The following is a 23,847-nucleotide window of genomic DNA, read 5'->3' on the forward strand; positions in this document are numbered from 1 at the left end:
CGCGGCAGAGATTTTAACTAAGGTCCATAACAAGGAGACTGCCATGAAACGAACGCTTATGCTCGGCATTTTCGCCTTCCTTTGTGTTTTTGGCTTTGCCTAGACCATGGGCAATTACAGTTTTACCACCGGTTCCGCAACTTACACTGAGATCACGGGCGGAATCGTATTGGGCAATGAAAGCACCGACGCCCAGCGCTTTGTGGACCCCATCGTTCCCCTGGGCGGCACAACCAACACGGGAGTGGGCTTTCCGCTGGGCTTCAATTTCTATTTTGGCGGCCAGGAGTTCGACCGGGTGGGCATCTGCGCCGACGGCTGGATCGGGCTGGGGCAGTCCTGGGAACCGGTTCCGGTGAATATGTCAAGCAGCAGTTACATTGCTCCGCTCAGCACCACCTCAGGTATCAACCCTCCCTGGCTGGTGAACCGGGTGGCAGGCCTGGCCCTGAATCTGGCTGCCCAACCCGGCGCCACGCTGCAGATCAAAACAATTGGCAGCGAGCCCTACCGGGTGTTTGTGGCCCAGTGGGCAGGATACCGCAAAACCAGCGCCACCGGGGATAACTTCAATTTCCAGATCCGGCTGCAGGAAACCACCAACTGGGTGACGATCATCTATGGAACAGTGACCAACAACGCCACGGCGACCACGGGGCAGGTGGGTCTGCGTGGGGTTCCTGCCAATCTCGCCACCAACTATGCCAACCGCAGCACCACCACTGATTGGAACGCCACCACCGCCGGCACTGCCGCCAACAGCACCTGCACCCTCAGCAGCGCGGTCTATCCGGCCAGCGGCACCACCTTCACCTGGGCCCCGCCGGCAGCGATCAACATCAGTTATACCATCGGCAGCGGCGGGGACTTCACCACTTTCGCGGCGGCTTTCAATTTTCTCAACACCAACTACCCGCTCTCCGGCATCCCGCAAGGGGGAACCAGCTTCAACGTAGCGGCCGGAGAGGTTTTCAGCCAGGCGGAGCTGCTGCCCGCCCTCACCGCCACGGGAGGGCCCAACCGCCCCATAACCTTCAGGAAAAGCGGAACCGGGGACGACCCCATCCTGAAAGTGATGGGCACCACCGCCACCACCGACGCGGCCATCAAACTCAACGGCGGCGACTGGTTCAGATTTGAGCATCTGGACCTGCGCAACGCCGACGGCTCCACCTCCCTGGAGATCGGCTTCCACCTGGCCGCGCAAAGCTACGATCCCTGCAACAACAACACCATCAGCTACTGCAGCATCACCCTGGACAACAGCAACGCCAACAGCAAGGGGCTCTATTCCACCGGAACCAGCGGAGCCGGGAACGCCAACAACAGCTATTCCCACCTGGACATCGCAAACTGCGACACCGGCATCCACTTGCTGGGAAACAGCACTGCGGCATATTACAATCTCCAGGAACTGGTGGAATACTGCGACTTGAGCGACATCACAGACTACGGGATCTATTTCGGTTACGTTACCGGCCTGAGGGTCACCCACAACACCATAACCATGAAAGCCGACAACACTGTGGTTTTCCACGGAATCTACGCTTACAACGGAACTGCCGAGGTGGACAACAACACCATCATCGGCAACACCACCATCGGCAGCATAACCGTCCACGGCCTCTACGGACGCGCTGGAACCCTGATCGACTGGCATCACAACACCATAAGGGATTTCAGCGGTACCTATCAGGTTTACGGCGTCTATATCTACAACGGCAACCACGACATCCACGCCAACGAGATCCATGCCCTCAGCTCCTCAAACCAGCATGTGTGGGGGATCTTCCTCGATGGCGGAACCGATGCCGTGAATGTTTACGGCAACGAGATCCACAATATCAAGTTCGTGGGGAATCCCGGAAACGCTTACACAGCCTCTGGCATAGCTTTGCATGGAAGCGATGTAACAGTGGCCAACAACCTGATCTACGACCTCGGCAGTGTGGGCGACGGAGCTCCCATGATCCGGGGCATCACCGCCGATACGGGCGGAACGTTCAGGATCTACTACAACACCGTCTATCTGAAAGGCGGCAACAGCAACACCAACTTCGGTTCCGCCGGCATCTACGTTTATACCGGCCCTTCCACCCTGGACCTGCGCAACAACATCATCGTGGACCTCAGCACCCCGGGATCGGCAACCACGGGAAGGGCGGCCGCCATTTGGAAGAATAACTATTCTGGTTTTGCCAATTTCGACCCCAGCTGCGACCGCAATATCTACTACGCCGGCTCGCCGGGGCCGAAGAACCTGATTTGTTATGACAACGGGGCTGCTTACGAAACCCTCAGCGACTACAAGGCCGCGATCATGACCCGCGAACTGGGCTCGCTGACGGAAAACGTGCCTTTCACCAGCACGGTGGAACCCTACGACCTGCATATCCCCACCGGCGCTTCCACCCTGGCCGAGAGCAACGCCCTGCCCCTTGCCGGCTGGGATCTCGACTTTGACGGCGACAACCGGGATGACGAGTTTCCGGACATCGGAGCGGATGAAGGCGCTTTCACCGTACCCGCCGTGGTTCCTGACCCGCCAGTGCTGATCAGCCCGGCTGACGGGGCCATAGTGGTACAGCCCAGCGCCACCCTCTCCTGGGCCGCCGCTGACACCGGAGGCGCGCCCACTGGCTACCGGCTGCATTTTGGCACCAACCTGAACTCGCTCACCGTGATGGACCTGGGCAACGTGACCAGCTACGATCCAGATCCGGACCTGGATTTCCTCACCACCTACTACTGGAAGGTGGTGCCCTACAACACCACCGGCCCGGCTGATTCCACCGCTTATTCCCACTGGAGTTTTGAGACCCACGCCGCTCCGCTCACCGGCAACTATATCATCGGCAGCAGCGGCTACTACCTCACCTTCACTTCGGCCATCACCCATCTGAACGCGGCCGGGGTGGGCAGCGGAGGAGTTACATTTATGGCCATCGCCGGAGAAGTCTTTACCGAAAATCCGCCCCCCATCACAGCCACCGGCACCGCCGCCGATCCCATCGTGTTCACCAGCACGGACACCACGGCGGTGAATCCCCTGCTGACCCCAACCGGAGGAACCGACACCTATGCCCTCAAGATCGAGGGCGGCGATCACATCACCATCCACCACATCGACGTCGGGAACCTGCCGGCCGCCACCAATTTGGCCAATGGCTACTGGATCGAGGGGGTTTCCGGCAACGGCTGCGATCACGTGACCATCCGCAATTGCGGCATCACCCTCGATCTGGCTGTAACCAGCACCGCGATCTACCTGAGCGGGGGAAGCAGCAGCACCGGCACCCAGGTGCTCGAGAACGTGATCGACAGTGCCAACCGTGCCGTTTACCTCTATCCCACCACGACCGCCTACAACAGCCTGGTGCAGGGCAACGTGATCAGCAATGCCATCCAAGGCATTTATCTGCGTACAGACAACGGCAGCCTGGTCCACGATAACCAGATTTCCTTCCCCGCCGCTGCCACGGCAGCCCTTTACGGCATCTATCTTTACTCCTCCACAGGCACGCAGGTGTCGGCCAACACGGTGAGCGGAGGCAGCACCACCTCCACCTGTTACGCGTTGTACAACCGGAGCGGCACCAACTCCTGGTTCGGCAACCTGGTCAGCAATCTGCACAGCAACTACACCATGGAGGGATTTGACATCTACAGCGGCACCCTCGACATCCATGACAACGAGTTCACCGCCCTCAGCTCCAATCAGACTATTCTCGGCATCGATCTGAACCTGGAAGGCGGAGGCAGCGCCCAACTCTATCGCAACAAAGTGCACAACCTCCAGTCCAACTCCACCGCGGGTTATCAAGCCTACGGCATCGTAAGCGGCACCACCACAAACCTGGTCCACAACAACCTGATCTACGACATCCGCAATCCCGGCGGCAGCACGGCGCCCCAGGTGTTTGGCCTGCAGGTTAGCGGAGGTTCTCCCAGCCTGCATTACAACAGCGTGTACCTGAACGCCTCCGGCAGCAACGACAACTTCTCCAGCGCCGCCCTGTATGTGTCCGGCGGCAGCTCAATCCTGATGAACAACAATATCTTCATGAATGCCGGCACCCCTGGAAGCAGCGGCAAGAGCGTGGCCTTCTGGAAAACTGCGGACGGCTTTGCCAACATCAATGCCGCCACCGACCGGAACATCTACCATGCCGGCACCCCGGGAACGCAGAACCTGGTCTGCTGGACGCCTTCCGCCAGCTACCAGATCCATGACGATTATAAAGCGGCGACGGTGACCTCCGACCAGAACAGCTTCACCGAGGAAGTTCCCTTCGTAAGCGCGACCGACCTGCATATCACTCCCGGAGCCGCCACCCAGGCGGAAAGCAACGGCATCGCCATCGCCGGGATCAGCACGGACTACGATGAAGAGGTCCGCGCTGGAGAGATGGGCTACGCGGGAACTGGCACAGCGCCGGACATCGGGGCGGACGAGGGTGAGTTTACCGTTCCGCTGCTGATCCCTGATCCAGCCATCGTGGTTTCCCCCTATGACGGTGAATACGCGGTAGTGCTGCAACCCACCCTCACCTGGTATGCCTCCTCCTCCGGCGACGTCCCCACCGGTTACCGGCTCAGCCTCTGGGCGGAAGACCCGCTGGAATACATTGAAGGCGGCACTGACCTGGGAATCGAGCTCAGCTACAACTGCACAACCACGCTGGACTACCTGCGGACCTATTACTGGCGCATAGTTCCTTATAACGACAACGGCTCCCCCGATTCGCTGGACTGCCCCGTCTGGAGTTATTCCACCCACAAGGAACCGCTCACCGGCAGCTGGGTGATCGGCACAGGCCACTTCTATCCGGATTTCACCCACGCCATCAGATACCTGAACGCCAGTGGGGTGGGTACCGGAGGGATCACCTTCACCGCAGTGGCCGGTGAGGTTTTCGCCGAAAATCCACCCGCCATCACCGCCACCGGGACCGAGCTGAATCCAGTTGTCTTCACCAGCACGGACACCCTGGCCACCAACCCCAAGATCACGCCCACCGGTGGGACCGGCAGCTTCGCCTTCAAGCTGGCCGGAGGCGATTTCTTCACGGTCGACCACATCGACATCGCCAACGCCAGCGGCTCCACGAACATGAACTACGGCATCTGGCTGGAAGCCCCCACCGGCAACGGCTGCACCGATAATACAGTCAGCGCCTGCGCCATCACCCTGGACCGCGGCGTGGAATGCTACGCCATCCGCGAAGATTCAGCCTCCGGCCGGGTGAACCACCGCAACCAGTATCTGCGCAACACCATCTCCAACGTGCGCTATGGCATCTATCTATACAATACCACTGCCTCCCAGACACCGGTGATCCAAAGCAACCAGATCACGGATTTCAGCGCTAACGCCATCTACAGCCGGGCATCCACCAACATCGACATCAGCCATAACCAAGTATCGATGGCTGCAGGCAACACCGTGGCTGCGACGGGCATCAATTGCTATGACGACAACGGGGTTGGCCTCATCCACCACAACACCATTACTGGGTCCAACACCACCCAGACCTTCACCGGCATCTACCACTCTCACCCCGATTTCGATATCCATCACAACTCCATCTTCGATGTGGTTTCCGCCAATGCCGTGTACGGAATAAGGATCAACACCGATTACGGCGCCAATAACCGTAGTGTTTACGAAAACTCGATCACAGATCTCACCAGCACGGGAAACTATGACGTGATCGGGATCTTGGAAAATCGCGCGATCGCTTATCAGAACAACATCTCCGGTCTGGTTTCGAATGGCAACGTGAAGGGGATCTACATGATCCAGGGCACTGCTTACCGCAACGACATCCGCAACTTGCAGACCAATGGCGCCGCCACCACCGTGATCGGATTGTATTCCACCGGCACCTCAACCTATCACAATAACATGATCTGCGACCTGCGCGCCCCCACCTCCAGCGGCTCCCCGTCCGTGCGGGGCATCCACGTTCATAACGGGACCGCGAACCTCTACTATAACAGCGTTTTGATCACCGGCAGCGGCGGCGAAAGCTTCTCCTCCGCGGTGCTTTACACTTACAGCGCCACATCGATCACGCTGCAGAACAACATCTTCGCCAACCTCTCCAGCCCCGGCGCTTCCGGCAAGGCGGCGGCGTTCTGGAAAGCGGTGGAACACTTCGACGATATCAACGCCGCCAGCGACAAGAACATCTGGTATGCCGGAACACCCGGCGCGCAGAACCTGATCTGCCAGTACGGCGCCATCAGCTGCCAGACCCTAAATGATTACAAGACAGCCAACCTGGGCAAGGACCAGAATTCCTATTCGGAAGACCCGCCTTTCCAAAGCGAGGCAGCGCCCTACAACCTGCATCTGGACCCGCAGGTGCAGACCTATGCCGAGGGCAACGCCCTGGTGGTGGCCTCCGTGGATATGGATATTGACGGCGATGCCCGTGACTCCGAATCCCCTGATATCGGTGCGGATGAGGGCGTTTTCACCGAAGTGCAGCTGCCGCCCAATCCCCCGGTCTATCTGAGCCCCGCCAACGAAGCGATCGACCTGGCTCTGAACATTCCCCTCGCCTGGGCTCCCGGTGGAGGCGGCGATCCGGATTATTACATGGTTTACTTCGGCGAAACGACCACTCCTCCCTTGATGGAAGGCAATTGGCCCGACACCGAATATTACCCCTTCCTGCTGCCCGAGCATACATATTACTGGAAGATCGTGGCGGTTAAGGACGGCTTTGACTCGGCTTCCGGCCCCGTTTGGAGTTTCGACACCCGGGCCGACGACACCATCATGGAATATCCCTTTGTGGAGAGTTTCGAAGAAGGCAACGCGAGCGGCTCCACCGACATCAACCGCTGGACCAAGGCCCTCGGCGCCGGCTCCTACTATTGGACCGCAAATACCGACATCACCTACAACCGCGCCCCGCGCACCGGCAGCTATAACCTCACTCTGCACGACGGCGGCAACGCCTGGCTATTCCGGCCCATCTATCTGGAGCAGGGGCAAAGCTACGGGCTGGAACTCTGGGGCCGGCAATACACCACTTCCGGTAGCCAGGCCATCCTGGAGATCAAGTATGGCACGGCTGCCACCATCGCGGGCATGACGAATCCCATCGTGGCTTACAGGGAAGTGGTGAACGGCGATTACCAGCGCGTGGCCGGCACCTTCACCGCCCCCAGCACCGGCATCTGGTATCTGGGCATCCACGGCACCTGCGGCGGAACCACCAACTACATCTCCATCGACGACATCAGCATCGATTACTACGAGCCCTACCCCGAGTTTTCCATTAACCCCGCCTCCTGGAACTACGGCATGGTGAACGTGGGCGAGGCCACACCCGCCAAAACCTTCGTGATCACCAATACCGGCGACGCCAACCTCGTGATCATGCAGAATGACGTGTACCTGGAAGGCGCGGACATCGATGATTTCGACCTCACCGAACTCACTGACGACCTCACCATCACACCCGGCAATTCCGCCAACCTCTATGTGCTGTTCGCCCCTCAAAGCATCGGGGCCAAAACCACGAACCTGGTGGTGATCGACAACGTTGGCAGCAAAGCGGTGCACCAGGTCCCCCTCTCCGGAAGGGGAATCGGGCCACTGGTCCCGCCCTGCGTGGAGGATTTCGAGGACGGCTGGATCGACTGGATCACGGTGAATGGCACCCAACCCAACAAATGGGAACTTGGCAGCGCTATGACCTACCGCAACGGCTACGCCGCCTACATCAGCACGAACAGCGGCGCCACTCACAGCTACAACCCCGGCGCCAGCTCCTACGTGCATTTCTACCACGACGTCACCTTCCCAGCGGACATGACCGGCATGACGCTGAAATTCCAGTGGAAGGGCGTGGGCGAAGCCCTCTACGACTACCTGACCGTCCACATCACCGACACAAGCTTCATTCCCACGGCCGGGACCTCCTTCACGGAAGGCCAGATCGGCGCTCCGCTGCACTCCATCGGCGACTGGCAGCTGGCCGTTCTTCCGCTTTCCGCTGATTACGCCGGCCTCACCAAGCGCCTGATCTTCAGCTGGCGCAATGACGGCGGCGGGGGAACCCAGCCTCCCGCGGCCATAGACAACATCCGCATCTTCTCCACCTGGCCCTATCTGGATGAGAACGACTACCCCGCCGAAGTGCAAATTTCCGCCGACGGCAACGGCAACGTGGTCCTCACCTGGGATAAGATCGAGGGTGCCAACGACTACATCATCGAGGACGCCGACATGTACGACGGGACTTTCAGCCCCATCGGACGCGGCTACAACAGCTTCACCACCCCCGGAAGCTACGCGAGGCGGTTCTTCCGGGTGCGCGGCACCGATTGATCCCTGTTTGGAAGGATGGTTCCTTCCGGCAGACTGAACTGACAGGACCCGGCTTCTGGCCGGGCCCTGCTTTATACGTTGGTATTAAAAAGGCTCTCTTTCAAACCGGGTGGGTACGGGCGCTCAACCATAAAAAAGCCCGGTTTGAAAAAGAGCCTAAAAAAAGCGGGACCAGGGCAGGTCCCGCTAGATTATTGGGTTGAGGATCAGGCCATGATGGCGGCGACGTCGGAATCGGCGTCGGTGGTGGGCTGGAGGCCGAAGGTATCGATGATCACTTTCGCCACGTTGGGTGAAAGGAAACCGGGCAGGGTGGGCCCGAGGCGGATGTTCTTGAAGCCCAGATAGAGCAGGGCGAGCAGCACGGCCACGGCTTTTTGTTCGTACCAGGCGATGTCGAAGGCCAGGGGAAGCTTGTTCACATCGTCCAAGCCGAAGGCTTCCTTCAGCTTGAGAGCGATGATGGCCAAAGAGTAGGAATCGTTGCACTGGCCGGCGTCGAGCACGCGCGGGATGCCGTTGATGTCGCCCAGGGGGAGTTTGATGTAGCGGTATTTGGCGCAGCCGGCAGTGAGGATCACGGCGTCTTGGGGCAGCTTTTCCGCCACTTCGGTGAAGTATTTGCGCTTGGGCATGCGTCCGTCGCAACCTGCCATGACCACAAATTTCTTGATGGCGCCGGATTTGACGGCCTCGACCACCTGGTCGGCCATCGCCATCACAGTGCGGTGGTTGAATCCGCCAGTGAGGGTGCCGGTCTCGATCTCCTTGGGCGGCTGGCAGGTTTTGGCTTTGGCGATGATGGCGCTGAAGTCTTTCTGCTGGCCGGGTTTGCGTTCCGGGATGTGGGTGGCGCCGGGATATCCGGTCATGCCGGTGGTGAAGAAGCGGTCCAGATAGGTCTGTTCGCCGCGCAGGGGCACGATGCAGTTGGTGGTCATCAGGATGGGTCCGTTGAAGTTCTCAAAATCCTCCAGTTGGTGCCACCAGGAGGAGCCGTAGTTGCCGTGGAAGTGTTTATACTTCTTGAAGGCGGGGTAATAGTTGGCGGGCAGCATCTCGCTGTGGGTGTAGATGTCGATGCCCTGGTCCTCCGTCTGCTGCAGCAGTTCCTCAAAATCCTTGAGGTCGTGTCCGCTGACGAGGATGCCGGGCCTGGTTCCCACGCCCAGATCCACCTCGGTGGGTTCCGGAACGCCGTAGGTCTCGGTGTTGGCCCTGTCCAGAAGCTCCATCACCTTCACGGCGTATTCGCCGGTTTTGACCACGAGGGCGGTGAGTTCTTCGGCTGTGAGCTTGTTGTCGACGGTGGCGGCCAGCGCCTCCATGAGGAATTTGTTCACTTCATCGCTGGAGTAGCCAAGCATCCAGGCGTGTTCGCCGTAGGCGGAGATGCCTTTGAGGCCATAGATAACGGTTTCGCGCAGGGAGCGGATGTCTTCGTTCTCGGTGGCCAGCACGCCAACCTTTTGGCCATAGGCATCGTAATCCTCAGGTTTCACCTGAAACGTGGCGGCATCCGGGCAGGTGGGGCAGATGGTGCCGGCTTCCCAGCCCAGCTCCAGTTTGCGCTGGTCGCGCAGGGCGATGGCTGCGGTGATCAGTCCGGTGATCTGGTCCAGATCCCAGTTGGCGTTGGTGATGGTGCGGAAGAGGCCGCCCATCACAACCAGGGCGTCCTCGGGATGATAGACGTCTTTCTTGGCCAGTTGCACCGAGGCGTAGGCGATGCCTTTCAGCGCGTGGATGTAGAGGTCGAAAAGGTGGCAGAGCTCGGGAGATTTTCCGCAGACTCCGCGCATGGTGCAGCCTTTGTTGAGGGCTGTTTCCTGGCATTGGTAGCAAAACATGCTCATGTTGTTCTCCTTTGTTTATGGTTTGGGCATTTTGATCACGAGGAGGCGCAGATCGCTGTCACCTTTGTTGGTAACCGCGTGCGGGATGTCCTTCGGGCTGTCGATGATGGTGTCTTTGGGAAAGGTTTCCTCTTCATCGCCAATGGTGAGCGTGGCGGCGCCATCCAGCACGTAAAAAGCTACGTTCACGGGGGTGATGTGGGATTTGAGGTGGGCGCCCGGGGTCAGGCGCATGTGCACGATCTCACCTTCGGTTTGGGTGTAGATCTTGGTTCCGGTAACCCCTTCCCGGTCCAGGACGGGGTTGTTGTCTTTCCAGCTTCTGCTGTTCATGTGCATCTCCTGTGGTTTGTTTTTCAAAGTAGGTTCCCCTGTGCCGGGGGACGGTGAAGGAAAGTTCATGACCGCAATTCCACAAGCTTCCTGATGGTTGCAAACAGCTTTTCGCCCTCGTCCACCAGGTCAAAGTTCTGCCCGCTCAGATTCCACTGGGTCACCAAAAAACGCATGGAGCCAACGATCACCCGGAACAACTGGCCGGGATCGTGGCTGGGATCGACGACGCCTCTGGCCTGGGCCTCGCGCAGGTAGTAGAGCACGGAATCCCTGTGTGTGCCTGAGATCCGGTCCATGCGGGTGGCGCAGGCGGGATCGTATTGGAACAATTCCTCTGAAAACATCACCTTGGCCAGATCGCGATGGGTGCTGAATAGCTGGTAGCGGTCCAGAACGAAGCGGCGGACCTTCTCCATCGGCGGCAGTTCCGAATTCTCGATCTCGGCCAGGATGCGGCAGGAAAGGGCTTCAAAATAATCCAGGATCTTTACTATCAGGTCGTCTTTGCTGGCAAAATGGCGATACAGCGCGGCTTCGGTGAGCTTGAGCTCCCGGGCGAGATTCTTGGTTGTGAGGAATTTATAACCCCTGCGGGCGATCAGGGCGATCGCCGCCTGCACTATATCGTCTTGTCTCGGAGTGAGTTCCATCTTCCAGCCTCAATGTTAGTGAGTATTCACTAACCAATCTAAGCGGGTCTGGAAAAATGGCAAGGATTTTTTTCGGTTTTCTCGCCCAACGGACGAGAGAGGGTTTCAACCCATGATCCGTCCAGTGTTTTCTTCACAGGGTTGGATTCTGGTCTTCTTAACTGATCCAGATGGATCCCAATTTCTTTGGTGAAGTTACACCGGCGAAAACCCATCCGGCTCCAAATATCAATACGGTATCAATACGGAATCATTACGGATGAAATCCGTATTGATTCCGTATTGATACCGTATTGATATTGGGAGCGCTGGCTGGGGGAAAACCGGCTAATTAGCGCCACCAGCTCGTTCATTAAAGGCTTGGAAGGTCTCACGCGGCCTTGGGGAGGATTTAGCTTGACAGCACCGGGGCAGTCGGAAAATGGTGGCATTCTGAAACAATGAGGATGAAAATGAGAATGGATCTTTTCAAGTTCAGGCTGCGGCCCGCACCGCGTTGGGGTCTGGTGTTGCTGCTGCTTGTTGTGGCCAGTGCCGGTTTCGCCAGTATGGTTCTGGGTTCCGGCGGGAATCCTGTTCCGGGCTCGGCTTTTTTGCTGCAAACAAGCTTTGATCCGCAAGACGCCGCATCCGCGCCAACCAATCCGGATACAGAAGCGGAAGCCGCTGGCGGAGCGCAGATCCCGCCCTGGCTGCAGATCATCCTCACGGTGGGCATCGCGCTGCTGATCTACTATTTCATCCTGATGATCATCAGGCGCAGGCAGAACACCGCCGAAGAGATCATTCACGTGAAGAGCAGGGAAGGTGACAGCGGTTATTCGGTGGAGCAGCCCGGCGAGCCGGTTTCGATCCCCGAAAAACAGCCTCCGGTGTTTCGCGTTCCGCCCCAGCAACCTTCCGGCGGCGCGAGAAGGCCGCAAACCGCCAAAAAGAACTCCTCCTGGGGCCTGGTGGTGGCCATCATCGTGATCCTGAACGTGATCCGCCGCTGCATCCAGAACGACTGACCGGAGCGGGCGAGAAGTTTCAGTTGATCAGGGCGTTGCCCTGTCTGATCCTCGTTCCCAGCCTCCAGCCATCGGCCGCGCTGCTGCTGATCCCGCCCGCGTAACCGCTTCCTTCGCCCACTGGATACAGATTTTCGATCCCCACGCAGTGCAATCCCTGTTTGTGCCTGGTGATCCGGATGGGTGACGAGGTGCGGGTTTCGGGGGCGATCAGAACGGCGTTTTGGCTGAAACCGGGCAACACCTGGTCGAAGCGGATGAGGGTGTCACGCAGACGGGAAGAGATTTCCGCCGGGAAAAGCCGGGAGAGGTCTGACGCGTAGGTTCCCGGTGTATAGGTGGATTGGGGGGCTTCGGGATCCTCTGTTCCACAGAGAAAGGCCCGCGCGGACTGGACCGGGGCCAGGAAAGTTTCACGGAAGGATAACTTTTCCAGACGGCGCTGCAGTTCCACCCCGTCCCAGAGCCCGGCTCCGTAATCGGTGGCGCTCACCGGAGTTACGATCGCGCTGTTGGCATAAATTCCAGCCCGGGCGGCGAAACTCATGCCGTTGGTCACCACTCCGCCCTGTTCCGAAGCGGCCGCGATCACCTGACCGCCTGGACACATGCAGAAAGTGAAACCGGTTGGGGCTGTGAGCCGGTAACTGGCCGGCCCCAGGAATTCCGCCCAATTCCCCTGCCCGTAAACCAACGCGTTGATCCAGGCCTGAATATGTTCGATCCGGAAGCCCAGGGCGAAAGGCTTTGGCTCCAGATCCACCCCCCGCCGTTGCAGCAGAGGCCAGGTGGAGCGGGCGGAGTTGCCCAAAGCCAGCACCGCCAGCTCGGGTGAGTGCCATTCGGAATTCAGCTTCAAACGGGTGAGTTTTCCACCTGAGAGTTCCAGGTCCTCCAAAGTGTGGTGGTGAAAGAAGCGGCAGCCTTTTAGCAGCAGATACTCACGCAGTTTTCGCACCAGAGCCCGGATGCCGTCAGTGCCCAGATGGGGCAGGGCCGACCAGGCAATTTCCGCGGGCGCGCCGAAACGCAGCATCTGTTCCAAAACCATTTGGAGAGCGGGATCGCCACCCCGGGCGGTGAGCTTGCCGTCGGAGAAAGCGCCGGCGCCGCCTTCGCCGCACTGCACGTTGGAATCCTCATCCAGAGAGCCGTGGCGCCAAAAATAGTTCACCTTGTCCGCCCGCCGTTCCAGGGCGTCGCCGCGGTCGAACAACAAGGGCTGAAGCCCATTTTCCACCATCGCCAGGGCGCAAAACAATCCCGCTGGACCCATGCCGATGATGAATGGATGCGGATCCTGGGCCTGGATGGGCGCGCATTCCCGCAGGGGAGACATTTCCAGGGGGGTAAGGTCTTTATGCCGCGGAACCTCGCCACTGAAGCTGAGCTGGAGCGTAAAATCGAAGACGGGATGGCCGCGGCGCCTGGTATCCAGGGCTTGGCGGACTATCCTGACAATCTCAAAGGCTGAGGCAGGCAGGCCAAGTTTGCGGCCGGTTTCTTCAGCCAGAGAGAATTCCGGCCGGGCCGGAAAGCGAAGATTGCGCAAGGTGAATGTTTTCATATGGTCCCCAAATAAAAAAGGCGCTTTCATCAAGCGCCGCAAAGTGACTGGTGGCGAGACCCAGAATTGAACTGGGGACACAAGGCTTTTCAGGCCTCTGCTCTACCGGCTGAGCTATCTCGCCACAAGTGAAGGCATAAACTTTTATGGCCGTGATTTTGTCAAGACAATTATCCGCGGCAGGGGTTAGAAAGCAATATGGAAGAGGGTTTGAGGGATGTCAGCCATCCTGGGGTCAGCTTGGCTGAGGGCTGGGGGCCAGCAAGATCCCATCCCGCTCCAGTTGACTGGGGATGCCCGTAATCAGAGAGCCGGGAGCGCATCCGCCGGTAGCGTAGGCGCGGATAAAATGGTCGGAAAGGCAGGTGGCTAGGCCGGCTTCGGCGCTTTCGCAAACGCCGCGGAGGGGGATCCTGTCCCGCAACAGCCTTTGGGTGTAAAGAAGCTTCTTGGCATCGCTGAGAGCGGTGAGCAGCCTCACCCGGCGGTTCTTGGCCAGATTGGGTATCTGGCCTGGCAGGGTGTCCGCGGGGGTGCCCCAGCGGCGGGAAAAAGTGAAGGCGTGGAGATAGGCGATATCCAGCTCTGAGAGGAGGTTCAGGGTGGTTTGGAACTCGGCCTCCGTTTCAGAGGGGAATCCGGCGATCACGTCGAGCCCGATCGCCGCGTCCGGCCAAGTTTTGAGGATAGTGTCGATCAGGGCGCGGAAGGCAGCGGTTTCATATTGCCTGCCCATGCGCTTCAGCACGCTGTCGCAGCCGCTCTGCAGGGCAATGTGGAAGTGGGGGCAAAGCTTGTCGCAGTGGCTGATCCGTTCGGTCAGTTCCGCGGTGAAGAGCATCGGCTCCAGCGAACTGAGGCGGATCAGTTCCAGGCCATCCATCTCTTGCAATGCCTCCACAACCTCGGCCAATCCTTGGTTTCCGTCTTTGTAGAGGCCCAGATTGACGCCACCGAGCACGATCTCCTTGTAACCGTTGGCCACGAACAACCGGGCCTGATCCAGTACGTCGGCAAAGCTGGCGGAACGGCTGTGGCCGCGTCCGTGGGGCACCGCGCAGTAGGCGCAGCGGAAATCGCAGCCATCCTGGATCTTCTGGAAGGCGCGGCTGTGCTCCACCATCCGGGTCACGGGCCGGTAAACGAAGTCCTGGCAGAGCATGATGTCCTGAAACTGGTAGTCCTTGGTTTCGAGGATCCGGGCGATGTCGGGCTTGCCCTGATTGTCCACGATGAGGTCCACGGGGCCAAGGTCCTTGATCTCATCAGGGTTGCGCTGGGCGAAGCAGCCGGTAACCACGATCTTCACGTCGGGGTTTTGGGCTTTGCGGGCCAGGGCTTTGCGGATGAGGTTGCGGCTCTTGAAATCCGTCCGTCCGGTGACCGTGCAGGTGTTGATGACATAGACGTCCGCCTCGGCGGAAAAAGGCACGGCGAGGTAAGCCCCGGAGGCGAAACCCGCGGAGATGGCGGCGGATTCATAGGCGTTGGTTTTACAGCCCAGGGTGGCGATGGCGACGCGGATCATGGCCATCCAGGGCCAAGGAAGTTGTGGATCGCCGCAGCGTAGAGGCGGTGCTCGACTTCCAGCACCCGGGCGGCGATGGCTTCCGGCGAGAGGCAATCCGAGATGTCAACCTTTGCCTGGGCGATGATTTTACCATGGTCGTAGAGAGGATCCACCAGATGCACGGTGGCGCCGGAAAAGCGCTCTCCGGCGGCAAAAACTGCCTCGTGGACCCTGATCCCGTACATGCCCGGTCCGCCATGGGCGGGAAGCAAGGCGGGATGTATGTTCAGCACCGGAACGCCCACCTGGTCCAGAAAAGTGGGTGAGAGCAGCTTCATGAAGCCGGCCAGGGCGATCAGCTCGATCCTTTCCTCCCGGCAAAGCTCCAGCAGCCGGGCCTCAAAGGCCTCCTGGCAGCACGGGTTGAGAATATGGCAGGGCAGGCCCAGTCCCGCGCAGAGCCGGACCACCGGGACTTGGTCTCTGGAGGCGGTGGCAAAGGCGATCCGCAGTGGCCAGTTGTTTTGGGCAAAAGCCTGATGCAGCGCCCGCAGGTTGGAGCCGCGGCCGTGTCCGCTGGTGAGGACTGCTATTTTCCGGGCTTCAGATGCAGCTCTTGCCATTGGGTTTCGGGCACTTCAGAAGGCGCTCCGCTCATGAGGTCCGCCGCCTTCAGGGTTTTGGGAAAGGCGATCACGTCGCGGATGGATTCGGCACCGGTCATGATCATCACCAGGCGGTCGATGCCGGGCGCGATGCCGCCGTGGGGCGGGGTCCCGTATTTGAGGGCTTCCAGGAAGAAGCCGAACCGGTCCTTCAGCTCTTCCGCGCTGAAGCCGAGGATGGAAAAGATCTTGTTCTGGAGGTCGTGGCGGTGGCAGCGGATGCTGCCGGAGGAGAGTTCCATGCCGTTGCAGACCAGGTCGTAGAGCTGGCCGATGATCTGGCCATATTTGTCCGGTTGGTCCAGCCAGGGAATATGTTCCTCGCGGGGCAGGGTGAACATGTGGTGGGCCGGCTCCCAGCGCTGCTGCTCGGCATTGTAGGCAAAGAGCGGGAAATCGGTGATCCAGGCGAAGGCGAACATGTTTTCCGGGATCAACTTTTGCCTCAAAGCCACTTCGTTGCGCAGGGCGGCCAAAACCTTGGTCGTCATGTCTGGGGAATCGGCCACGATGGCGATCAAGTCACCCGTTTTGGCTTCCGTGACGCGAATGATCTCCTCTGTCTCAGAGGGGGTGAGAAACTTGCTGATCCCGGCTTCCAGACCTGTTTCTGCCACCTTGGCGAAGGCGATGCCTTTGCCGCCGTTGTGGCGGGCCAGTTCCACCAGCTCGTCCTGTTGTTTGCGGCTGTATTCGGCGCCGCCGGGAATGGCCAGGGCCTTGATCACTCCGCCCGCTTCCAGGGCGGATTTAAAGACCTGAAACTCCGAACCCTTGAGGCTGGCACTGAGGTCTTTAAGTTCCAGGCCGAAGCGCAGGTCGGGTTTGTCGCAGCCAAAGCGATCCATCGCCTCCTGATAGCCCAAACGCGCGAAGGGAAGCTGGAGTTCCATATCCAGCACCTCTTTGAACAGAACAGCCAGCATGCGTTCCAGGAGGTCGAAGATCTGTTCCTGGGTGGCGAAACTCAGTTCGATGTCCAGCTGGGTGAATTCCGGCTGGCGATCGGCCCTGAGGTCTTCATCGCGGAAGCAGCGGGCGATCTGGAAATAGCGGTCGAAACCGCCGATCATCAATAGCTGCTTGAACATCTGGGGCGACTGTGGCAAAGCGTAGAATTTGCCAGGCTGGACCCGGCTGGGAACCAGATAATCGCGCGCGCCCTCGGGGGTGCTCTTCATCAGGATGGGGGTTTCGATCTCGTAAAAACCTTCGTCACAGAGAAAATCGCGAATGCTTTTCACGATCCTGTGGCGGGTGAGGATCACCTTTTGCAGCGCGGGACGGCGCAGGTCCAGATAGCGGTAGCTGAGGCGCAGGTCCTCCTCGGCCATGGCGGCTTCCGTGAGCTGGATGGGCAGAGGCTGGCAGTCGTTCAGGATCAGAATATCGCCGGCGATTAGCTCGATCTCGCCGGTGGGCAGGTTGGGATTCAGGTTGTGGGGTTCGCGGGCGGAGACCGTGCCGGTGACCGCCGCCACATATTCGTTGCGCAGTTTTTCCGCCTTGCGGAAGACGGTCTCCGCCTCGGGACGGATCACCACCTGCAGCAGGCCTTTCACGTCGCGCAGATCGATGAAGATGAGCCCACCCAGGTCGCGGCGTTTATTTACCCAACCCATCACGGTCACCGTTTCACCCACGTTCAGGGCGGAAAGCTCACCGCAATAATGTGTTCTCTTGAGGTTACTTAAGTTGTCCAACATAATGTTCCACTTTATACCAGTTAATTGAATGTGTATGTTTTACTGAGGTTTTTGCCCCGATCCAGATTCACCCGCTGCAGGAGAAACCAGCCCAGGATGAAGAAAGCGCCCAGCGAAACGATCGCATAGCGCTGGTTTCCGGTAACGCGGGACAGATTTCCGTAAACGAAAGGCCCGATGATCGCGGAGATCCTGCCCACGAGGGTGTAGAAGCCGAAAAATTCCGCCTGCCGGTCCAGGGGGGTAAGCACGGAAAGCATGGTGCGGCTGTTCGCCTGGCTGCTGCCGATGGCGAGGCCGGCCACCAGGCCGAGGGCGTAATACTCCATCGCCGAACGGCAGAAAAAGGCCCAGGTCACCACCCCGATCCAGACCAGGATGGAGACGCTGAGGGAAAGGCGGACGTTGTATCTGTCCGAAAGCCAGCCGAAGGCCACGGCGCCGATCACGGAGGTGACCTGCGCGATGATGAAGAAGATGATCAGGCTTTGCTGGCTCATTTTGAACTGGTCACCGCCGTAGATGGCGGCAAAGGCGATCACCGTGTAAATGCCCACGTTATAGAGAAAATAGCTTAGCAGATAGCTCAGCAGGTCCGGCATCCTGCGGATGTGTTTGAGGGAAAAGACGATGCGTTCAACCGCCACTTTCACGTAGTTGGTCTTGGGGGTGGCCACCTGCTTTTCCTTGAGCAGGATGAAAGTGATCAGCGAAAAGAGGAGGATGTGCGCGGCGATCATCGGCCAGATCCAGCGGTAGGCCTCTTTGTTCACCAAAACCAGCGATACCAGCAGGGAAACCAGTCCGCCCAGATAGCCCAGGCCCCAGCCGAAACCGGAGACTTTGCCGATGGTCGCGGGGGTGCTCACCTCCGGCAAAAAGGCGTCGTAAAAGACCAGCGCGCTGTTGAAGGAGAAATTGGCGATGATGAAGAGGATCATGCCCAGCAGGTAATCGCCTTTGCCGGCGAAGAAGAGCAGGGCCGTGGAGGTGATGGTGAGGTAGGTGAAGCCGAAGAGGAATTTCTTTTTGGAGTGGGAATAATCGGCCATCGCGCCCAGGATGGGGGCAGCGATCGCGGCCAGGGTCATGGATAACGAAACTGCCAGCGACCAGTACCATTCACCGCCTTCGGGACGTCCGGAAGCGATGCTGTTCACAAAAAAGACGCTGAACACCACCGTCACCATCACTGTGGTGAAGGCGGAATTGGCGAAGTCGTAGAACATCCAGCCGAGTGAGCTTTTACTCAGTTTCACGCGGTATCCTCCCTAAGTTCCAAACGTTGCAGGCCTGGCCACTGAAGGCAGAGGTCTTCCCTGGGGCTGGCGATGAAGATCTGGTAGCGGTAATCCACGTATTCCGCCACGCGGTGGGCGTGGTCCTTGTCCAGTTCGGCGAAAACATCGTCGAAGAGCAGGATGGGCCGGATGCCTGTGAGGTTCTGGATCAGGGTGGCCTGGATCAGCTTGAGGATGATCACTGTGATGCGTTTCTGGCCCTGGGAGCCGTAGCTTTTAAGGTTATGGCCGTCCAGGCGGAACTCGTAATCGTCGATGTGGGCACCGGCCAGGCTGCGCTGATAGCGCTTTTCCCGGGATTCCAGGGCCACCAGGGTCGCGAGCAGGTGCTCCGCGGTGGCGGGGTAGTCTTCGTGATGGTGGGGCAGATAGGCCACGCGGATGTCCTTCACCTGTTCGGAAACGGCAGGGTAGTGCTGCGCGAAGGCCCCGTTCACCAGGTCCAGATAGCGCTTGCGGTATTCCAGCACCTCCAGCAGCAGGGCGCAAAACTTCGTGTCCCAGGCCAGCTTTTCCTCCCGGGTGTAGGGGCGTTTGAACAGGCTGTTGCGCTGTTCCACCACATGCAGGTATTCGCGCAGGGTGGTGATGTAGGGCGGGTAGATCTGGGAAATGGCCAGATCGAAGTACTGGCGCCGGAAGCGGGGATATCCGCCCACCAGGTTCATGTCTTCCGGGGCGGCGTAGATCACCTTCACGTTCTCGAAGATCCGGCTCAGCTGCTTCACGGGATTGTCGTTTATCTTCAGCAGTTTCCTGCCTTGCTGCCAGCTGATCTGCACCCTAAGGTCCAGACCGGCGTCATCCGCAAACTCGCCGCGCACGCTGAAGAAATCCGTGTTTTCCCGCTTCAGTTCGTCATCGCGGTGAAAGCGCACGGATTTGCCCAGGCCACAATAGGCAATGGATTCCAGCAGATTGGTTTTGCCCCAGCCGTTGGGCGCGATCACCAGATTCCCCTCTGGACGGAGGCTGAAACTGGCGTTGGCGTAATTTCGGAAATTGGCCAGGCTGAGCTGTTTCAGGATCAAGCGCTACGACCGCAGCGGCATCAACAGGAAGGTGATCTTCTGATTTTCAGGCAGCGGTTCGTTGTAAACCATCATCGGTTCTTTGGCGCCGCCCAGCTTGATGCAGACCGTATCGGTGTCGATGGCGTCCAGGATCGCCAGCATATAGCGGAAATTGAAGGAGATGGAAGTCTCGGAGCCGGTGTATTTGAAGGTTTCCACAAATTCCTTGGCGTCGCCGGTATCGCGGTCGCTGGTGTTGATCTCGAAGCGTTCGGAATCGATCTCAAAGCGGATGCGGTTGTTGTCTTCCGGTGCAACCAGGGCCACGCGGCGGATGGATTCCTGCAATTTCTTCTTGTCCACCAGGATCTGGTTCGGCAGATCGGCCATGAAGGCTTTCTGATATTCGGGGTATTTATGCTCGATGATGTTTGAAACGATGGTGAAGGCGCCGTAGGCAAAGACGATCTTATTTCGTTCCATCAGCACCTTCATTTCCTTTATGGAAGAGTCGAAAACCTTTTGCAAAAAGCTCAAAGTCTTCACCGGGATCACCTTTTCCAGCAGTTGCTCGGAAGGCGTGTCCTGGAAGAGGGATTCCTCGCCTTCAGCTTTTTCCTGCTTCACCGGGGCGGTGTTCGGCACCACGATCTCCGCGACCTTGCGTCCGTCGGTGGCGGCCATCAGGTTCGTCTTTTCCATGATCTTCCAGCAGACGCCGGTGAGCACCGCGCGGTTCACGTCGGTGGAAACGGCGAAAGAGGTTTTGCCGATCATGCGGTTGAAGGTCTCAGCGTTCACGGTCGTGGCGTTTTCCAGCTTGGGTTCCGGCAGGATAGGGAACAGGGTGTGGTCGGCGCAGAGGATGTTGAAATCGATCTTGGCGCACTGGATCATCAGCAGGTCCTCGGTTTTCCAGAGGTCGATCACCGCGGGAGGCATCTGCTGGATGATCTCGTTGAAATGCTTGGCGGAAACGGCGATGGTGCCGCCTTCGCTCACGGCGGCGTTGAAACGCACGTCCACGGTTATCTCCAGGTCCGAGGCCGTGATCTTCACCTCGCCTTTGTCGGCGTTGGCTTCGATCAGGTAGTTGGTCAGAATGGGAGAGGTGGTCTTGGCGGATACTATCCCCACCAAGTGCTGGATGTGGTGGACAAGCTCTTTCTGCTCTATCGCTAATCTCATGTCTTCCCCTTGTTTACAGTAATTATATCGTCAGGCCACCAAATTTGGCAATTGGCTGTTTGTCAACTGATTTGTGGACTTGGCATTTTTCCGGTATCGAAGCCAGGGTTCACGCGGCTCTCATTCCGTGAAGGCTTGCACCTTGTAGAATTTGTGGCGTGCCGTGCCAGCGGGGATGCTGTAGTGGGTCTCATAGACCGTAGCCACCGGGGTTTCCGGCCAGTCGGAGGGATCGTCGCTGGCAAAGACATGGTAGCCGCTGTAGCCTGGCAGTGCCGACCAAACAAGGTTCAGACCTGCTGTTCCCGCGGAGATCGCCACCTCCGGCGGGGCGGAGCTCAGGGTGCCAAAACTCCACACAGCGGAGCCGACAGCATCTCCACCCGAGCTGTAAGGGACCACTTTCCAATAATATGTGGCTTCGGAAGCAAGCGGCGCGGAGTGTTCATAAACGGTGGCAACGCCCAGGTTCAGCCCGTTCAGCAGATTGGTGGGAGGGTTGTTGGTTCCCAGATAAAGCTTGTATCCGCTGGGGGATCCTGAAGCCGGCTGCCAGCTGAACTGGCAATCGGTGGCCACGTGGGTGGCCTGATCTGCCGGGCTCAGGTAGCTGGCCGGGAAAGGAACCTGCGCCACTTTGATGTTGTCCAGAAACATGTTGTATCCAGCCGCGCTCACGGCCCGGAAGATCACGTAATAGTCGCCCGCGGCGTTTATCGGCAGGGCGAAGGAGTAGTTTCTCCAGGCGGGAGAGCTTTCCGCTGGTTCCTGCAGCCGGTAGCGGAAGATGGTTCCCAGCAGAGTGGGCGTTCCGCTCAGGCCAGAACTGGAGTTCAGGTACACTTCGATCTTGTCCTGCGCCGTGCTTTGGTTTCCGTCCCGGTACATCCAGAAATTCACCGCGTGGGCGTGGTTGACGGCATCGCTGACCACGATCTTGGGCGTAACCAGCAGCGCTGAACTCCCCGTGGGAGCGATGTCGCTGTAGTAGCGCAGCATTCCGGCCCCGGATTGGGGACTGCAGGTGGGATTGGTTCCAGAGGTAACCCGCGTGAAAGTGTAGCTTCCGGTTTGGGCAGCGCTGGTCCATCCCAGGGGTGGGAAAGTGGTGGCGTCGAAGCTCTGCAGATGGGGGTTCACGGCGAAATCGAATACAGGCGGCCCCAGCCGGAAACTCATGGTGCTGCCGGCGCTGGAGCCGATCTCGCAGATGAACAGGTTTCCGGCCGACCCGTCTTGTAAAAATGGCGTCGGATTGGTTGTTGAGTTGATCGCGGTGCGGCCTGTTTCCAAGCTGTAGTTTGCTGAATTTACGGTGCCATTAACTGTGGTCGTTCCACCCGGCCTGTAGATGTATAGCTCGTCCGGAGGCCCGTCCGCGTTGCCGTTTCCGCAAGAGGTGTCGATGCGGTAAACCAGGATTCCCGAGCCCGGGACCGAGCTTTCAAAGGTGCCTGTTTTCTTGCGGAATTCCACCACGTAATACTGGTTCGGGTTGTTCGAGTTGATCCTGTATGCCTGTCCCGTGGCCGAGGTCAGCGGATTCAGCGTGTAAACCCCGTCGGCGCTGAGGGTGGGGATGGAGGCTATCCAATCACCGTATTTGTATTTCATGAAGGCGGTCATGTGCTGAGGCGGGTTTTGGTCCGAATTCATCAGGTCCCAGGCCCCGGCGGGGGAGATCCCGTTGCTGGTGTAGTGATAGAGGTCGGGCGCGCCCAGGGTGTGGAAAAATTCGTGGCAGATCACGCCCACCCCGCGATCGGCCAGAAAATCCTGAAGTTGGAAATTGAAGTCATAGACCCGTTTGCCGTTGATGTACACATAGCGGTCGTAGAGGGACCAGCGGTGCGGCCAGAGCAGGCTGGCCCACTCTCCGGCGGTACCTTTGACTACAAAGACCACGTTGTCCACCCGGCCATCGTTGTCAGAATCGATGGTCAGACTGCTGGGGATTTGGGCGGAAACGCCGTTTGTGGCATTCTGCAACAAAGTAAATTCTCTAAGCCTCCTTTCCGTGTCCCCATCGTAGCCAGTGGGATTGGTGGTCACGTTGTATGGCTGGAAATAGGCCCGGGGGTGGCTGTCTTGCCAGGAGACCACATAACCTCCCGAGGGGGCGGGATAAAAGTGGGTGTTCACCGTCAGCTGGTTGTAGCTGGCTTGCAGATAGTAGTTTTTCTGGGAATTCGTGGATGAGTTGAACCAGCCGTCATAAACGCTGTTTAGCTGGCCGAATTCGGTTTCATCGGAGAAGCGGATGTAGATCACGAGGTTGTTGATGGTGCCGGTGGTGGGGGCGTCCCGCTCGGCCGGCATGGCAAAACGTTCCTGGCGCTGTTGTTTGTAAAGAGACTCGCTGATGTTGATCCCGGGCTCCAGTCCCTGGCCGCGGGGGTCGTCCCGGCCCGCGATCAGCGTTCCGGCGGCCACGTCGTCGCCGTTCTTCACGGCGTAGCAGAGCCAGCCGGTCTGGGGATCGCGGATGATGGTGAAGCCTTCCGCGTCGTGCAGCCAGTTGTGGAATTCGTCGCCGCTGGCAAAGAGCTCCAACGTGGTTCCGTCAGGCTGGTCAACCTTTACCGCGATCTTGTTGATGTAGGCCGCCTGCAATCCGCAGGACAGGGCCTGAAAGGCCACAATGAAGGTTATGGCGGCAAGCTGGGCAAATCTGTTCACTTCTCGTTCTCCCATA

At 58.8% G+C, this 23,847-nt stretch carries 13 protein-coding genes and 1 tRNA gene; 2 read left to right on the forward strand and 12 right to left on the reverse strand.

Annotation, left to right across the window (positions count from 1 at the left end):
• Positions 1–106 precede the first annotated feature (106 nt).
• Entirely contained in the window at positions 107–8,350 is an 8,244-nt protein-coding gene (locus tag LHW45_01045; protein MCB5284171.1) for a hypothetical protein, read from the forward strand.
• Between the two features lie 206 nt (positions 8,351–8,556).
• Here LHW45_01045 and hcp read toward each other — a convergent pair whose 3' ends face one another.
• From hcp to LHW45_01060, 3 genes are all read right to left on the reverse strand, one after another.
• Entirely contained in the window at positions 8,557–10,200 is a 1,644-nt protein-coding gene (hcp, locus tag LHW45_01050; GenBank protein MCB5284172.1) for a hydroxylamine reductase, read from the reverse strand.
• 21 nt (positions 10,201–10,221) lie between these two features.
• Positions 10,222–10,539, reverse strand: a complete 318-nt coding sequence (locus LHW45_01055; GenBank protein MCB5284173.1) for a cupin domain-containing protein — start codon at positions 10,537–10,539, stop codon at positions 10,222–10,224.
• Between the two features lie 65 nt (positions 10,540–10,604).
• A complete protein-coding gene (locus LHW45_01060; GenBank protein MCB5284174.1) occupies positions 10,605–11,192 on the reverse strand; it encodes a TetR/AcrR family transcriptional regulator in 588 nt (195 codons plus the stop codon).
• A 452-nt stretch (positions 11,193–11,644) separates the two neighbouring features.
• Between LHW45_01060 and LHW45_01065 the strand changes: the two genes are divergently transcribed.
• Positions 11,645–12,202 (forward strand): hypothetical protein, encoded by a 558-nt coding sequence (locus LHW45_01065; protein ID MCB5284175.1) that lies wholly within the window; start codon positions 11,645–11,647, stop codon positions 12,200–12,202.
• 19 nt (positions 12,203–12,221) lie between these two features.
• Here the strand turns inward: LHW45_01065 and LHW45_01070 are convergent, their stop codons facing one another.
• The 9 genes from LHW45_01070 to LHW45_01110 all read right to left on the reverse strand — a co-directional run bounded on the left by LHW45_01070 (position 12,222) and on the right by LHW45_01110 (position 23,831).
• A complete protein-coding gene (locus LHW45_01070) occupies positions 12,222–13,769 on the reverse strand; it encodes a hypothetical protein (protein ID MCB5284176.1) in 1,548 nt (515 codons plus the stop codon).
• A gap of 48 nt (positions 13,770–13,817) precedes the next feature.
• Positions 13,818–13,893: transfer RNA gene (locus tag LHW45_01075), tRNA-Phe, on the reverse strand.
• 111 nt (positions 13,894–14,004) lie between these two features.
• Positions 14,005–15,297: a tRNA (N(6)-L-threonylcarbamoyladenosine(37)-C(2))-methylthiotransferase MtaB gene (gene mtaB, locus LHW45_01080; GenBank protein MCB5284177.1), complete on the reverse strand. Its 1,293-nt coding sequence runs from the start codon at positions 15,295–15,297 to the stop codon at positions 14,005–14,007.
• The gene (locus LHW45_01085; protein ID MCB5284178.1) at positions 15,294–15,902 is read right to left on the reverse strand and encodes a phosphoribosylglycinamide formyltransferase; all 609 of its coding nucleotides are present in this window, start codon (positions 15,900–15,902) and stop codon (positions 15,294–15,296) included. Before LHW45_01085 ends, mtaB begins: the two co-directional genes overlap by 4 nt.
• Complete coding sequence (aspS, locus tag LHW45_01090) at positions 15,869–17,650, reverse strand: aspartate--tRNA ligase (protein MCB5284179.1); 1,782 nt, start codon at positions 17,648–17,650, stop codon at positions 15,869–15,871. Before aspS ends, LHW45_01085 begins: the two co-directional genes overlap by 34 nt.
• A gap of 20 nt (positions 17,651–17,670) precedes the next feature.
• Positions 17,671–18,909: an MFS transporter gene (locus LHW45_01095; protein MCB5284180.1), complete on the reverse strand. Its 1,239-nt coding sequence runs from the start codon at positions 18,907–18,909 to the stop codon at positions 17,671–17,673.
• Positions 18,906–19,982, reverse strand: coding sequence for a DNA replication and repair protein RecF (recF, locus tag LHW45_01100; GenBank protein MCB5284181.1), 1,077 nt, complete (start codon positions 19,980–19,982; stop codon positions 18,906–18,908). The genes LHW45_01095 and recF overlap by 4 nt, the downstream gene beginning before the upstream one ends.
• Positions 19,983–19,985: 3 nt before the next feature.
• Entirely contained in the window at positions 19,986–21,152 is a 1,167-nt protein-coding gene (dnaN, locus tag LHW45_01105) for a DNA polymerase III subunit beta (GenBank protein ID MCB5284182.1), read from the reverse strand.
• Between the two features lie 120 nt (positions 21,153–21,272).
• Entirely contained in the window at positions 21,273–23,831 is a 2,559-nt protein-coding gene (locus LHW45_01110; GenBank protein MCB5284183.1) for a M6 family metalloprotease domain-containing protein, read from the reverse strand.
• Positions 23,832–23,847 lie beyond the last annotated feature (16 nt).

The sequence above is a fragment of the Candidatus Cloacimonadota bacterium genome, from assembly GCA_020532085.1.
Lineage (GTDB): Bacteria > Cloacimonadota > Cloacimonadia > Cloacimonadales > Cloacimonadaceae > Syntrophosphaera.

Coding starts and splice junctions, on each gene's coding strand:
- LHW45_01070 (MCB5284176.1), bottom strand. CDS start 13,769: ATGAAAACATTCACCTTGCGCAATCTTCGCTTTCCGGCCCGGCCGGAA.
- LHW45_01060 (MCB5284174.1), bottom strand. CDS start 11,192: ATGGAACTCACTCCGAGACAAGACGATATAGTGCAGGCGGCGATCGCC.
- hcp (MCB5284172.1), bottom strand. CDS start 10,200: ATGTTTTGCTACCAATGCCAGGAAACAGCCCTCAACAAAGGCTGCACC.
- LHW45_01045 (MCB5284171.1), top strand. CDS start 107: ATGGGCAATTACAGTTTTACCACCGGTTCCGCAACTTACACTGAGATC.
- LHW45_01065 (MCB5284175.1), top strand. CDS start 11,645: ATGAGAATGGATCTTTTCAAGTTCAGGCTGCGGCCCGCACCGCGTTGG.
- LHW45_01085 (MCB5284178.1), bottom strand. CDS start 15,902: ATGGCAAGAGCTGCATCTGAAGCCCGGAAAATAGCAGTCCTCACCAGC.
- LHW45_01055 (MCB5284173.1), bottom strand. CDS start 10,539: ATGAACAGCAGAAGCTGGAAAGACAACAACCCCGTCCTGGACCGGGAA.
- dnaN (MCB5284182.1), bottom strand. CDS start 21,152: ATGAGATTAGCGATAGAGCAGAAAGAGCTTGTCCACCACATCCAGCAC.
- aspS (MCB5284179.1), bottom strand. CDS start 17,650: ATGTTGGACAACTTAAGTAACCTCAAGAGAACACATTATTGCGGTGAG.
- mtaB (MCB5284177.1), bottom strand. CDS start 15,297: ATGATCCGCGTCGCCATCGCCACCCTGGGCTGTAAAACCAACGCCTAT.